Genomic DNA, 14,466 nt, shown 5'->3' on the forward strand with positions numbered 1-14,466 from the left:
TCAATGCTGTTTATTTTGAGACTGTTTAACATAATGATACCGCCTGGTTTTATAGATTATTTATTGATGCCCCATGCGTGTCGTCTGCATTATTGCTTAACCGGTCCCTTTCCTGACAGGTTTGGAGAAAAGCAAAATGCCGGGCGGTTTTGCGAAAAGCAAAGCTAGCCCGGCATAAATGCCGCATCCAGGTCTCCTTTTCGCAGTGGAAGGCACGCCGGTTTCCCAACGTACCCTTACGGCCAATAAACCGTGGCATCAATGCTTTAGGCTATCTGGCTCGGAGAGCACACTATAATATTATAAAAAGTATTTCTTTAATCGTAGAGTGAACAAGGCTTTACCATAAAAGTTTAAGCGAGTTTCCCTTGTTTTACATGGCTTCTTTACTCTTCCTGATAACAGCTCTTTCTCCCTCAGGAATAGGAGGCGGAACAGGCCCGCCGGAAATCCTGGTCACGGCACCAAAACGAGGTGGGCAAGCTTCAAAGCAGGTTCCGCATTTGATGCATTTATCCTGATCAATTACATGGATCTGTTTCTTGGCACTTATGATCGCCTCTGCAGGGCATCTTCTCGCGCAAGTCATACAGGCCTGGCACTTCTCGGGGTCAATATAGTACGAGATTACTTCACTAAATAGCTTATCTATTTCTTCACTTGTGAAATGCCCGTCGTATTCTTCCGGGTTCCCAAGACGTGCCGCCAGTTTTTCCTGCTTGACCACTTTAATGTAGGGGACTAGCTTTGTAACTTCTGCGAGTTTGGCCTGAAGTTCTTTTTCGTCTATGCCTTCCCCTTTGGCAAGTGGCCCTAAGTTCTTCACCTGCTTGACAAAATCGTTAACAACTTCGGCAAAAAGGTTTCCCTCACTGCCGGACATAAATTCGATTCTTAATCTTTCGGGGTTTAATCCCAGGTGTTCTATTATTCTTCTACCCAGAAGCACCATGTTTAGTGCGTGGTAATTTCCATGGGTAATATAGTTACATTCACCTAAACGGCAACCGCCGATAAATACTCCATCTATTCCATTTGAGAAGGCTCTGAGTACATGTGCCAGGTCAACTCTTCCGGAACACATGACCCGGATAAGTCTCATTTCTGTTGTATATTGTAGTCTGGACACGCCAGCCAAGTCAGCAGCGCCGTATACTCACCAATGGCATACAAAACCCAGTATTCTTGGTGTAAATTTATGTCCTGTACTCATTCGTCCTCACCACCTTTGTTTGTAATCCAGGTTCTATTCTCCTACCGCCGCGTCAATTTGTTTTATGATTTCTGCTTCTGGTATTACGACGTCAATTTGGCTCATTATTTCTTTGTCGTTAAAGTGTTTGAGTGTAATAGCCCCTGTCGGACACTTGGCGTTACAAAGACCATCTCCTTTGCAGAGCACAGGATTTACTACTGCCTTTTTGCCCTGTCGTGTTTCGCGAAGTTCTATGGCGCCATAGGTACATACCGAGGAACATGCTCCGCAGCCCATGCATTTTTTCTCATTTACTTCGCATACTGAGCCCGAGGCGACGACTGTGTCACGCGAGAGCAGCGTTAAGACCCGGCCGGCTGCTCCGTAAGCCTGGTTTATGGTTTCCGGTATTAGCTTGGGATAGTGTGCCAGTCCACATAGGTAAACGCCGTCTGTGCCGAATTCTACAGGTCTTAATTTGACGTGGGCTTCTTTGAAGAAGCCGTCGGGGCTCAGGGTTACTTTGAATAAATCGGCTATTTCTTTGGTTGCTGCAGATGGTATGACGGCGGCTGCTAATGTGAGTAGATCTGCATCTATTTCCAGCTTTTTACCTAAAATCAGGTCGGTTACGGTTACTTTTAGAACGGGCCGGCCTTCATCCGATTCGCCGGCTTCTACTTCAGGTTTATCCTGCGGCTCGTAGCGGATGAATCTTATGTCTTTACTTGCCGCTTCACGGTAATAATCTTCTTTGAGTCCGTATGTTCTCATATCTCTGAAAAGAATGTAGATGTCCATTTCGGGGTTTAGTTCTCTTAGTTTTAGGGCGTTCTTTATGGATTCGCTGCAGCATACCCGGCTGCAGTATTTTCTGTCTTCGTTTCTGCAGCCCACGCATTGGATCATGACTAGGCTTTCGGCGTCAATGAGCCTTTGGTCTTGTCCGGCGATTTGTTCTTCCAGTTCCAGGTGGGTCATTACCCGGTCGTCTTCTCCGTAAAGGTATTCGGTGGGTTTGTATACATCTGCACCGATGGCGATGACGGCTGCGCCATGTTTTATTTCTGTTACGCCCCGGTCGGACTTGACTTTGGTTACGAAGTTGCCGATGTAGCCGGTGGCTTCCATGATGGTGGCGCTGGTATATACGTGTATCAGTGGGTTTTGATATACTTTGCGTTCAAGTTCACGCAAGTACGATTGTACATCCAGGCCTTCCAGGGTATAATGCAGTTTTCGCGCGATTCCGCCCAGGTCTGTTGCTTTTTCGATCAGGTAGACTTGATGTCCCTGGTTGGCTATGGAGAGTGCGCAGTTCATGCCGGCTATACCGCCGCCTACTACTAATGCGGTTTTGTTTACCGGCAGGTCAAATTCTTGTAAGGGTTCTAAATGGGTAGCCCGCGCCACCGACATGCGGATTATGTCTTTGGCTTTTTGGGTGGCTGCTTCTTTTTCTTTGGCGTGAACCCAGGAGTTATGTTCTCTGATGTTGGCCATTTCGTAGTAATATTGGTTTATTCCCGCTTCCCGAAGGGTGTCCCTGAATAACGGTTCCAGGGTCCTGGGGGAGCAGGCGGCGACTACCACCCGGTTGAGTCCTTTTTCTTTGATCATGTCTGTTATTTCCTGGGCGGAGTTGGTGGCGCATGAAAACAGTTGTTCCTGGGCGTAGACGACGTTGGGTAAGGTTAGTGCATATTCTACTGTTGATGGTACGTTTACTATTCTGGAGATGTTAGCTCCACAATGGCATACAAATACTCCTACCTTCGGCTCTTCTTGGGAGACATCCTGTTCCGGAGGATATATCCTTTCTTTAGCCAGATTTCCCCGCCTGTAATCCAGGAGTTCTCCGCATTGGGAGCCGGCTCCGCTGGCGCTGAAGACTGATTCGGGTATGTCTGTAGGGCCCTGGAAGGCTCCGCTTACAAATATCCCGGGTCTGTTGGTCTCCATTGGGTTGACGGGGTTGATTTTGCAAAAGTCATGGTTGTTTAGTTCTATGCCGAATTTTTTGGCTATGCCTTGCGCGTCGACCGGGGGATTTAATCCGACTGATAGTACTACCATATCGAATTCTTCTTCTTTTACTCCATCGTCGGTGGTGGAGTAGCGTACTGTGACGTTTTTGGTTTCCGGGTCTTCGCGCACTATTGATGTGTAGCTTCTGATAAACCGGACTCCGGGCAGGTTGGCTGTTCTTTCATAGAACTGCTCAAAGTCCTTGCCGTAGGAGCGGATGTCGTTATGGAATATGGTGCACTCGGCTTCTGCGTCGTGGTCTTTGGTTAAGATTACGTGTTTTTGAGCATAGGTGCAGCATACGGCTGAACAATAGCTGTTGCCGCCCGGGGTTACTTGTCTGGAGCCGACGCATTGGATCCAGGCTATTTTATGGGGATGTTTTTTGTCCGAGTTGCGCAGTATTTCACCTGAGTATGGTCCGGTGGAGCTCAGCAGCCGCTCAAAGTCCATGCTGGTTATGACGTTCTCGAATTCGCCGTAGCGATATTCCGCCCGCTCTTTTGGATCATAGGGTTCAAAGCCGGTGGCCAGGATTATTGCGCCTACGTTTATTTCTTTGGTTTCCTGAGTTTGGTTAAAGTCGATGGCGTTGTTTTTACATACGCCTTCGCAGATACGGCATTTATTTTCTTTAAGGTATAGACAGCTTTCGTCTATATAGGCGACGAGTGGTATAGCCTGCGGGAAGTAGATATGGACTGCTTTGTTGTTTGATATTTCCTGGTTGAATTGGTCCGGGTATTGGACCGGGCAGTATTCTACGCAGGTTGTACAGCCGGTGCATTGGCTCTCGTCGATATATTTGGGCTTTTTGTTTAATGTTACTTTGAAGTTGCCCGCTTCTCCCACTACTTTTTCTACTTCGGTATAGGTGAAGACTTCTATGTTTTGATGCCGGCCGACCTCGACCAGCTTGGGCGAGAGTATTCACATGGAGCAGTCGTTAGTGGGAAAGGTTTTGTCCAGCTGGGCCATATGGCCGCCGATGCTGGGCGCTTTTTCCACCAGGTAGACTTTAAAACCGGCGGTGGCCAGGTCTAGGGAGGCCTGTATGCCACTGATTCCGCCGCCTACTATCATTACGTCGCCAAAATTACTGTCACCTCGGCTTTTGCAGAGTTGCTCGATTTTTTCTTTCAATAATTCTTCCACTTTCTATCACCTCATCTCATCAGGTTTTATGTACCCGTACCGTACTTAATCTGTTGAGCAGCCAAGACGCTCCGGGTGGGTAAATACCGCCAGGCGGTCGCCGCGGGCCTTGCCAACCAGGGCAATGCCCATATCACGCGCTAGCAGTATAGCGTTCTTCGTTGGTGCATGCCGCGAAACAACAACGGGCACCTGCATCTTTGCCGCCTTGAGCAACATTTCGGACGATATGCGGCCAGTGATCAGCAACAATCGATCTCTGGTTGATATTCCATACAATAGACATTCGCCCTGGATTTTGTTCAAGGTATTATGCCGTCCGATATCCTCAGCTACTACCAGCAGGTTCCTGGTATCAGACAGAGCTGAAGTGTGCACACCGCCACTGTGCGGATATAGCACCATCTGCTCTTGAAACTGTTTCATCAGTGACAGCACTTCCAACGGTGTGACAACAAGATCTGATTCAACCTTCTGTCCCTGAGTTTTAAAAACCGAACTACCACTGCATCCAAGTCTCTTTAACGCCGGCAATTCATACCCCGAGTTGTTCAGCCTCACATCGGCCAGCGATTCCTCCTCACTCACCCGTATGCTCGCCACGTCGCCAACACCTGAGATAATTCCCTCCGCATAAAGATATCCCAGGACTAGATAATTCAGCTTGGCCGCAGTGCACAGGATAGTGACCAGTGCTTTCTGATTGATATAAATTGTAAGCTCCATCTCACTGGGCACGTAAACTGAGGTCCTGGACCATCCCTCGTCCGAAAAGTAATTACAGACAACTTCCGCTGCCACGTCCTGCATATCCAATTCGCCAATTTTCTTCTGGATGTCTTGCCTTTCCATCATTAAATCACCTCTTGGATAACCTCCGTGATGTCTTTTATCTGGATAACATCATCATAATTCAGGACTACCCTGCTATCCTCAAAGTTGGTGATGCAGTAGGGGCAGGCTGTAACCAATTCTTCAGCCCCAACCCCAATAGCTTGCTCTAGTCTTAGGTTGGCAAACCTTTCAGACATTGGTGTTTCCATCCAGATCCTGCCTCCGCCCATACCGCAGCAAAGGCTATCTTCCCGGGATTCAGGCAGCTCGATCAGTTCCAAACCGGGTATCTTCTGTAATACTCCCCGCGGTTCGTCATATATGCCATTGTGCCGGCCCAGGTAACAGGGGTCATGATAGGTAATTTTTTTAGCATATTCTTTACTGATCTGAAGCCTTCCCTCATTAATCAGTTCGAATATATACTGGGAAATATGCACTATCTCAAAGTGCACATTAAATTCGGGATACTCGTTTTTGAAGGTGTGATAGCAATGAGGGGAAGAAACAAGGATTTTCTTGACCCCGTTGTCGATAAAGGTTTTGATGTTTTCCCTGGCTAATTGCTTGAATATATCCTCATTGCCTGTCTTGCGGATGCTTTCACCGCAGCAGTTCTCCCCGGCGCCCAGTATCCCGAATTCTACCCCTGCCTTGTTGAGGATTTTGGCTGTGGCAACAGCTACTTTCTTTAATCTTGCGTCATAGCTTAAGTAGCAGCCGGGGAAATATAATATTTCCATCCCTTCTTCGAAGGTCTTTACAGAGTGACCTTTGGCCCATTCCGCCCTTTTGGTGCGATCTTCACCAAAGGGGTTACCATCTGCGGTTAGGCCTGCGCTTACGGTGCGGACAGGCTTGATGGCGGTGGGAAATACACCATATCCCGTGGCCATCCTGCGCAATGCGATCATGTTTTTAATCTGCTGTACGTCCCTGGGGCATCTCTGAACGCACTTGCCGCAGGTGGTACAACGCCAGATCTCTTCGTGCTCTATTTCTGTCAAACCAAATGTTGCTTCCCGGATTAGTTTGCGCATACTGAAATTTCTTACCTTGTTCCAGGGGCAAACAGTATCGCATTTTCCGCATTGGTAACAGAATTTGACGGCGTCGCCACCGCTCTCTTTTATTTCTTCGATGACCTCTCTGATCGGGGCTTCAATCTCCACGAGTTTTTACTCCCTCCCTTCATTTTAATGTCTCAGTCCTTCTGTGCCATTTGCAAAACAGTTTCTGCCACTTTCTGTAAACCATATTTGTTTACCAATGCTTGCAATCCTATCTCCATATCCCCCAGATTTACTTCTTCTTCGACTTCTTCTTCCCTTTCTTCGTAAATCAGAACATCATTTAAACACACCTGAACACAGAGCGGCTTTTCTCCTGGTCCAAGTTCTTCACACATATCGCATTTTAGAGGGAGACCGGAATCGGGCTCTTTGAATAAATCTCTGGATGGGCAGGCAGCCCTACAGAAGCCGCACTCGTCGTATTCTTTTCCGTCAATTATATACTTATCTCTACCCATGCATTCGGCTGGAGCATATTCACCGGCAAATACCGGCAGCCATATGTCTTTTAGCCGGTGAGTAATCACCTGAATCCGGGACCTGGCTGGATTATTGCTGCTATATTTCGGTGTAGCGTGAAAAAAGGAGCAGGCTACTTCGCAGGCCCGGCAGCCATTGCATTTATCTGCATCAACTTTGATTGTCTTGATCTTCTTCTTAATCCTGGCCATCTTTTAATATCCCCCTCTTTTCAAGGTCTTCGGCTACATAACCCAAATCTAATTCTTGTAATCTTTCTTTAGTGGGAATACCGTCATAATTCCAACCCTTGTATTTGTAATACGTAGTTAGCAAATTTTCTTCAAGCTCGGGAAATCTGCGCCGCCAGTGATCCTCGGGCGGTTTCTCATCAGCCCTCGTCATACCCCTTCTATTGTTAATTGCTCTGTGTAAATTACGGCTCCTGTTAACTATTCTCTTTAGTCCGTCTTTGTCTATATCCATTCCAGTGGCCGCCGAGATTATTTTTGGATAGTTGTGGATGTGGTAAGGGGGCTTGAAAACAAACGATCCCCACCCGGCGCATAACCCCAGGGCGTCATCAATGTTATGCAGCATTTCCATCCAATCTACAATTTCACAGGCTATTTCAGGGGTCGGGTAATATGGATTTGCGTTTTCTCCGCGCGGTTCCCAGTCCAATAAATATTGCTTGAACTTTTCATCGGGAACCTGGATCCAATCCTTTATAAACTTCTCCCTGTCCTCTTTTTTGGTAATAGCCCCCTGGGGAAAGTTGCCTTCAATTTGGGTAATGCTTATCTTTTCGTTAGTAGAATACATAAGATAGTACAGGGGATCCAGCATGCCCAACTTGATATTCATTTGCTCGTGTTTCTTAATGGTATTATGATCAAATGCTTCTGCACCATTGCCAATCTTGCGGGCTGCCCAATAAGTACCGTCGGCCAAAATATCACCAATTCCTTCCCGGCGGACAATTTTATCCAGCAGCCAGAAAAATCTTCCCTCATTATCGGATGGGCAACCGGCAAAATCCGCATCAGTCAAAATACCGGCTTCGTACAACTCAACGGCGAAGGCCATAATTTGCGGGGTTGAAAATGAATCTACCCCATATTCAGTAGCCTTCTGCATTATTTTCCAGGAGAAATCAAGGTTATCTACATAAGCTGCCATGGCATAGGTAAGTTTAGAAAAGCATTTCATCATGAATCTTGGCACATCTTCGAAAGCTATTAAGGCTCCGCATTGCTGCGTACAGTTAAAGCAGCTAATCAAACGCTTTACCGCCGACTCCTGACTCTTAGACCAACTCTCCTCGATTTCCTTGGTCCAAAAGTCTTTTCTCCGGTTGCGGGCATTTCCCCAGGCGAAACCTGTAGTATGCCACTCTTCATCAGCGTATTTCATCGCTTGGGGCGAGCCAATAATGGCGCCATGCTGTGGTGAGTGCACCGCTATCTTAAGGTTATTTTCATTCCGTAATTTTACGAATTCGAGCACCTCACCCATAATAAGTTCCCTAAATTCTTCTCCCCGGGCAATGTAAACGTCCTTTGTTCCCCGGACAGCTATCGCCTTCAGGTTTTTGTCCCCCATAACGGCGCCTCCTCCGCCCCGGCTGGAACTTGACCTTGACTGTTCAATGGAAGCCACAAAAACCCGGTTTTCACCAGCCAGACCGATAGCGGCCGCCTGGGCTCTCGGCTCTTTCATCTCATCTCTTATTAGATCTTGCGTTTCAACAGCACCCTTGCCTTTCAAATGTGTAGCATCACGTATTTCTACTTTGTCATTGTGTATCCATATATACACCAGCTTGGGAGACTTGCCGCGAATGATTATTTTGTCATAACCGGCATACTTCAATTCCGCCGCCAAAAATCCCCCCATCATTGGATAGGCCAGTAAATCCGTCTGAGGAGAAATGAAGGAAAAAAGGGTACGATTAGCGCTAAAAGCTGGTGTGCCACATAAAAGACCGGAACTTACTATCAGTAGATTCTCAGGATCAAATGCTTTAGTTTCAGGGGGAACCCTGTCCCAGTGTATCTTGAGGCTGGTACCCAGGCCTCCCAGATGAAGTTCCGTTAATTTCGGGTCGGTTTCCACCTTCTCAATGTTTCCTGTAGTTAGATCAATTTCCAAGTTATATCCTGTCTCTGCGTATCTCATCTTTCACTCCCCTTAGTATTTTTACTAATCGGAAAAATTGCCTTAAAATTACATGAAATCCCCCCTGCAATCTTTTTTGTGAAGTTGATTGTTTTTTCTATCTAGGCATTAATAGCGCCTTAAAAAGTCTCATAATACTAATACGGTGTTATGCTTTTTTATGCATAACGAAAGGTGGTGTACTTACCCCCATAAGCCCCAAACAGCTAAATCGAGTGCGATATGCTTTTTTAAGCATATCGTCTGGTTATAATAGCGGCATGCTTTTATAGCATACCGACTGGTTATATATTAAGCAATTTTCGCCAATCATCCTTCAACTTTGAAATTTACGAAAATTTTAATTCTAACATAATTGACATAGTTCACCAGCCAAAATATTACTATTTAAAATAGGGATTTTTTAAGCCATATGTTTTTTTAAGCATATCGACTGGTTACCTCAACAGTTACTTTTAAAGCCAAAGTAACTACTGCAAATATGTCTGACCTGTCAATTAAATCACATCAGCCATTATCATCAGTTGGCTTTGCCAAAGATCTCTCACATGCCCTAGTGCATGGTTAGCTTAGCTTTAAGTATTATAAAAGGAAAAAAGATTAAATATAATCGCTAAAAAGCATGGAAGATTGATTAACCAGGGGATTAACAATTTGATTAACCCTTTTGATCTACCTCTGCTCATACTTTTTGGTTAACCTTTATGCTAGATTTAGTTTTCGCTATCCTTTACTTGACAGTGATGTTTCGCTTGCCCCCAACCAGATAGGCACAGCGCATAGCAAATTTGCCACGGAGTTTCAGCTTATGGACAAGTTGTTTAATATGTTTAATTCCCTTTGCCAAAACCGCAATCAGGATAACGGCAGTTATGGCAATTGGAACAAAGCCCCCCATGCCCCAGGGCAATAATATCCCTGCGTTCTATTTTTTCTCCGGCCAAAACCCGCGGCGCTATCAAATCAAAAATGCTGCTCAAAAACTCCATTCTCCCACAACAAAAAAGACCGGGGTGCAGCAAAAACACAGCACCCCGGTCTTATAAAAAGACCAGGTCACATACTGCGTTCCTTTCCGCACTGGGAGGCTTGACGGTTTCCCGTCAAACCCTATCGGCCGGATAATCATAGCATTGCTTTAGACAAACCGGCTCGGAACAACTATTCATGTAAATTTATATAACACTTAAGCCCATTCTTTCTTGACTGGGAACAATACGTGTAATATCGTGTCACAACATACACACTGCTTAGATATCGGGGTTTTACGCTGTTAAACTGCCTCCTTAATTTTCTCAATTTTAATGGCGCAAACCTTATACTCACCTGTTTTGGTAATCGGGTCCACTGCACCGCTGGTCAAAGCGTTGGTAGGGCTTTCCCCGTAGTGGAACGACATCCAGACCATGCCGGGGGGAACCCGGTCGGTTACCCTGACTTTGGAGGTAACCTCGCCACGCCGGGAGGTTACCCTTGCCGTGTCACCGGTAATAAAGCCCAACCGGGCGGCATCTTCCGGGTTAACTTCGGCATATTCCTCCGACCACATGCTGGCAATGGTAGTTGAATAAGGCGTGGTCACATTATAGTGATACAATATCCGTCCTGTGGATAGCAGGTACGGGTATTCCCGGTCGGGTATTTCTGCAGGGGGAATATGCTCGATGGATTGGAATAAGCCCTTGCCCCGCACGAAAGCATTGGCGTGCAAATAAGGCGTTCCCGGGTGGTCAGCGGTTGGACATGGCCACTGCAGGCCATTTTTATCAATCCTGGCATAGCTTATACCGCCATAAGACGGCGTGAGTGATGCCATTTCCTGGAAAACATCTTCGGCACTGCTGTAGCCCATGGGATAACCCATCTTTGCGAAAAGGGCAGTCAAGGCCTGCCAGTTGGTTTTGCCCGGCAGCGGTTCAACTGCTTTTCTAACCCGCTGTACCCGGCGCTCGGTGTTGGTAAATGTCCCGTCTGTTTCCGCAAAGCTGGCAGCGGGCAGAATTACATCGGCATATTCCGCAGTTTCCGTAAGGAACAGCTCGTGCACCACCAGGAATTCCAGCTTATCCAGCCCTGAGCGGATATGGTTGCTGTTGGGGTCCGTTAGCACAGGGTTTTCACCAAGAATATACATCGCCTTAAGCTCACCGGCATTAGCCTTGTCAAACATTTCAGGGATCATCAGCCCAAGCTCACCGGATAAAGAAACACCCCAGGCCTGTTCAAATTTTTCTCTTGCCGCCGGGTCAATCACACGCTGGTAGCCCGAAAACACATTAGGCAGCGCCCCCATGTCACAGGCTCCCTGAACGTTATTTTGACCGCGGATGGGGTTGACCCCGGTGCCCGGACGTCCCATATGTCCGGTCAGCATAGCCAGGTTGGCAACGCTCATCACGTTATTAGTTCCACAAACGTGTTCTGTTATGCCAAGGGTATAGAAAGCCATTGCTTTGTCCGCACCGGCATAAAGACGGGCCACCGCATACAGGTCTTCCACCGGTATGCCGGTCAGGTCTGATACATATTCGGGTGTGTATTTTTCAACTGTTTCTTTAAGAGCTGCAAAGTTTTCGGTTCGCTCTTCCACAAACACCCGGTCATATAAATTCTCTGCAATGATGATGTGCATCAGCCCGTTGAGAAATGGAATATCGGTACCCGGTTTGATGCGCAGCCAGTAATCGGCTTCCTCCGCAAGTTCTATACGCCGCGGGTCCACCACAATAAGTTTTGCGCCCTTACGTGCCGCCTGCCTCATTTTATAACCGATCACCGGGTGGGCTTCGGTTGTATTAGTGCCAATTAACAGTAATAACTCAGCCTGTTCGATTTCTGAGATTGAATTGGTCATAGCGCCGCTGCCGAAGGAAGTGGCCAGACCGGCCACTGTGGGAGCGTGTCAGGTACGGGCACAATGGTCTACGTTGTTTGTGCCCATCACCACCCTTGTAAATTTTTGCATCAGGTAATTCTCTTCATTGGTACACCTGGCGGAACTCAGACTGGCAAACGAGTCAGCCCCGTATTTCGCTTTAATCCCACTTAGCCTTTCTGCTATTAAATCCAGTGCTTCCTCCCATGATGCAGGTTCGAATTTTCCTTCGCGTTTAATTAAAGGAGTAGTCAACCGGTGATCATTATTAATGAAATCCCAGCCAAACCTGCCCTTAATACACAGTGCGCGGCCGTTTACAGCACCTTCCGGGCCGGATACGACACCGACAACCTTACCGTCTTTGACGCACAAATCAAAAGTACAGCCGGAACCGCAGAACGGGCAGGTTGTTCTAACTTTTTGGCTCTCCCAGTACCTGACTTTGCCCTGCATTTGTTTTTCCGTCAGTGCCCCTGTGGGGCATACGGAAACGCAATTACCGCAGAAGACACAATCGGACTCCACAAATGGCACATCATAAAAGGTTGTCGCTTTGGTATCAAAGCCGCGGTAGGCAAAATCCAGGTTGTTTTTACCGGTAATTTCAGCACAAGCACGGATACATTTACCGCATAAAATACATTTGTTAGGGTCGCGGACGATAAATGGATTACTGTCGTCTACGGCATAATTATGCCTTTCCCCCTGCATGGGACTTTCTTTAACTCCATATTCATAGCAGTATTGAGCCAGCTTACAGTTGCCCATTTTTTCGCAGGTCAGGCAATCCTGCGGGTGGTTGGCAATCAAAAGTTCCAGTATTGTACGCCTTGCTTCCACCACCGCAGGTGAATTGGTCTGCACAATCATGCCCGGTGTAACAGTTGTCACACACGAAGCCGGCAGGTTGCGCATCCCCTGTATTTCCACCACACACAGCCGGCACGCCCCAAAGGGGTTCAGGTCCGGTTCGTAGCAAAGCCTGGGGATGTGGATACCGGCTTGTTCAGCAGCATTAAGTACCGTCGTGCCTGCCGGAACTTGGATCTCTTTACCGTCAATACTGAGATTCACCATTTCCAATACCATCACTCCTCGTATAATATTTTTGTAGTTTTCGTCTAGCTCGCGCACTACCAATATGCTTTAAAAAACATAACGAACAGAAATCATCCCCCAAAAAATTTAAAGAAACTACAGGATGTTAAAGTGTTAATAGGATAAGCAAACTATTAAGCGTAAAGTATTCAAAAAAATCAAGCCTGAGACTCCATTCCTGTATAAGCATTATTTAAGAGCAGCACTGATACCCGTGATCCAGGCTCCAGGGGAGGGTGCCCCGCCGGCAGTTCCACTAATGCGTTACAACCGATGAGGGAGCGCAACATACTGTTTTTCTGGCCCGGCTGCAAGCTAACCCTCCACCCATCTTGATGGCAAGTGGCAAGTCCACGGAGGAAACGGCGGGGTCCCCCTTTTTTTGGGTATGGATCGGGACACAAAGCAGAAAGGCGGTGTGGATAAGGATCAAGGGACTGAAAAGCGCGAATTACAGGTGCTGCTAGAAGTTGGTAGCCCACTGCACAGGCCGCCGGGTTTCCGGAAAGGGATATAATTGGCTTGGACTCCCAAATGGCCGCACCGCTATGACTTCCCGGCTTGATTTGAACTCCCCAAAATAATATATCCGCTCCAATTCCCTGTAGTTCTGATAGGGCATTGTCGCATACTCCGGAGGCACCGCCCCCAATGGTAAGCACAAGGTCGGCCTGCTTAAGCATATTTAATAGATGCTCTTTAACTCCGTTAGTCTTTTCACTAACGACCTCTACACCGACCACCTGTCCCCCGTTACGTGTTACAAGGGATGCCACAAGGGGTCCGTTGCTGTCCCAAATCTGGCCCGGCACAGGTTCTGCGTGAAAGGGAACAATTTCACTTCCTAAACTGAGGATCATCACCCTGGGACGCCGGTATACCATGACTTCACTATTGCCAAAGGCCGCCAATACTCCGAGCAGCCCTGCATCGAAGCGGGTACCGCCCCGCGCAAGCAGATCCCCGGCTCGAAAATCCTCGCCTGGAGTTTTAATGTTGCTGCCCTGGGGGGTTTTACCTGTAAAAATCACGCGATCCTCTTTCACTGTAACCAATTCCTGAGCTATAACCGCGCCCGTTCCACCAGGCAAGGGCCCTCCCGTTACAACACCGACTGCATGCCCAGGAATGAGAGGAGAGCGTGGCAACTCGCCGTTTCGAAGACGTTCTTGGACTTTAAAGCTATCAAGCCGACCTAAATCATTAATATGCAATGCATAGCCATCTAAGCTGGCCTGCGGGTGAGAGGGCAAGTCCCGGGTTGCCAATAAGTCCTGAAAGGCAACACGACCAAGCGCCTGCATCAAGGGAATGGATTCACCAGGTAATGGGCTAATACGGCTAAGGATGTACTCCAATGCTTTTTCTAAATTTACATTAAGCTGCACTTTTTTAACCTCCGGTATCACTTGTAAATAAAAATTCTCTGCGGACCTTCCCGTACCGTCTCCTGTGGGGAGAGGCTGAGTGGTCTATGGTTGTGACTAATGCCTATGACAGAGGAAAATACTTTTGCCTGCAAAAAATGTCGGGCACTTTTGCGAACCGGTATCGTAGTTGATACA

Annotated in this window: 9 protein-coding genes and 2 riboswitches; all 9 genes read right to left on the bottom strand. The window is 47.4% G+C overall.

Features of this window, described 5'->3' with window-relative positions; genetic code table 11:
- Positions 1–177: 177 nt before the first annotated feature.
- Positions 178–298, bottom strand: a riboswitch (molybdenum cofactor riboswitch).
- 75 nt (positions 299–373) lie between these two features.
- Positions 374–1,213, bottom strand: coding sequence for a hydrogenase iron-sulfur subunit (locus DESGI_RS18260; protein ID WP_015618004.1), 840 nt, complete (start codon positions 1,211–1,213; stop codon positions 374–376).
- Positions 1,214–1,246: 33 nt separating this feature from the next.
- Positions 1,247–4,378, bottom strand: a complete 3,132-nt coding sequence (locus DESGI_RS18265) for a CoB--CoM heterodisulfide reductase iron-sulfur subunit A family protein (protein ID WP_015618005.1) — start codon at positions 4,376–4,378, stop codon at positions 1,247–1,249.
- Positions 4,379–4,423: 45 nt separating this feature from the next.
- Entirely contained in the window at positions 4,424–5,233 is an 810-nt protein-coding gene (fdhD, locus tag DESGI_RS18275) for a formate dehydrogenase accessory sulfurtransferase FdhD (RefSeq protein ID WP_006520553.1), read from the bottom strand.
- Positions 5,233–6,384 (bottom strand): (Fe-S)-binding protein, encoded by a 1,152-nt coding sequence (locus DESGI_RS18280; RefSeq protein WP_006520554.1) that lies wholly within the window; start codon positions 6,382–6,384, stop codon positions 5,233–5,235. Before DESGI_RS18280 ends, fdhD begins: the two co-directional genes overlap by 1 nt.
- A gap of 32 nt (positions 6,385–6,416) precedes the next feature.
- A complete protein-coding gene (locus tag DESGI_RS18285) occupies positions 6,417–6,956 on the bottom strand; it encodes a 4Fe-4S dicluster domain-containing protein (protein ID WP_006520555.1) in 540 nt (179 codons plus the stop codon).
- The gene (locus tag DESGI_RS18290; RefSeq protein ID WP_006520556.1) at positions 6,943–8,925 is read right to left on the bottom strand and encodes an aldehyde ferredoxin oxidoreductase N-terminal domain-containing protein; all 1,983 of its coding nucleotides are present in this window, start codon (positions 8,923–8,925) and stop codon (positions 6,943–6,945) included. Before DESGI_RS18290 ends, DESGI_RS18285 begins: the two co-directional genes overlap by 14 nt.
- A gap of 830 nt (positions 8,926–9,755) precedes the next feature.
- Positions 9,756–9,905, bottom strand: coding sequence for a hypothetical protein (locus tag DESGI_RS24790; protein WP_435050873.1), 150 nt, complete (start codon positions 9,903–9,905; stop codon positions 9,756–9,758).
- Between the two features lie 72 nt (positions 9,906–9,977).
- Positions 9,978–10,095, bottom strand: a riboswitch (molybdenum cofactor riboswitch).
- Positions 10,096–10,198: 103 nt separating this feature from the next.
- Positions 10,199–12,886 carry a formate dehydrogenase subunit alpha gene (gene fdhF / locus DESGI_RS24030; RefSeq protein WP_015618006.1) on the bottom strand — a complete coding sequence of 896 codons (2,688 nt, stop codon included), beginning with the start codon at positions 12,884–12,886 and terminating at the stop codon, positions 10,199–10,201.
- A 173-nt stretch (positions 12,887–13,059) separates the two neighbouring features.
- Positions 13,060–14,289, bottom strand: coding sequence for a molybdopterin molybdotransferase MoeA (locus DESGI_RS18305; RefSeq protein ID WP_006520559.1), 1,230 nt, complete (start codon positions 14,287–14,289; stop codon positions 13,060–13,062).
- Between the last annotated feature and the right edge of the window lie 177 nt (positions 14,290–14,466).

Source organism: Desulfoscipio gibsoniae DSM 7213 (assembly GCF_000233715.2).
Taxonomy (GTDB): Bacteria; Bacillota; Desulfotomaculia; order Desulfotomaculales; family Desulfallaceae; genus Sporotomaculum; species Sporotomaculum gibsoniae.

Excerpts from the sequence above, each read along its gene's own strand:
- DESGI_RS18290 (WP_006520556.1), bottom strand. The coding sequence starts at position 8,925 with ATGAGATACGCAGAGACAGGATATAACTTGGAAATTGATCTAACTACA.
- fdhD (WP_006520553.1), bottom strand. The coding sequence starts at position 5,233 with ATGATGGAAAGGCAAGACATCCAGAAGAAAATTGGCGAATTGGATATG.
- DESGI_RS18285 (WP_006520555.1), bottom strand. The coding sequence starts at position 6,956 with ATGGCCAGGATTAAGAAGAAGATCAAGACAATCAAAGTTGATGCAGAT.